The following is a 382-nucleotide window of genomic DNA, read 5'->3' as shown; positions in this document are numbered from 1 at the left end:
CCCGCACCTACCGCAAAGCCATCGCGGCGGAGGCCGCGAACGCCTGACCGTCGCCGGAGCGCGCGGTCCCGGAAGCGGATCGCGCCAGCGCGCCCAGCGAGGGGTGCACCGCGTCGGACCCGACGACAGCGCACAGCTCGAGCAGCCACGGCAGCACGGCGCCGAGCAGAATCTTGAAACCCTCGCCGTCCGCCCCCAGCATCGCCTCGGCCGGGATGCGCACCGGGTCGGCGACCACCGTGGACGTGGCGCTGGCAAGCGGTGCCCCGGTGGCGTGCGCCGGAACGAACAGGCCGGGAGCATGGGCCGGCACGCCCCAGAGCGTCAGGCCACCGTCCGAGGCGACAGACGACCAGACATAACTGTCCGCCTCACCTGCGGC

Annotated in this window: 1 pseudogene; it reads right to left on the bottom strand. The window is 73.8% G+C overall.

Annotated features, from left to right (window positions below):
- Window positions 1-7: 7 nt before the first annotated feature.
- A pseudogene (locus tag AC1DYK_RS36180) lies at window positions 8-382 on the bottom strand (hypothetical protein); the annotation flags it as partial.

The sequence above is a fragment of the Variovorax sp. P2_H12 genome, from assembly GCF_056403395.1.
Note: the sequence above shows the minus strand (reverse complement) of the source record. Positions and strands in the feature narration are given on the sequence as shown.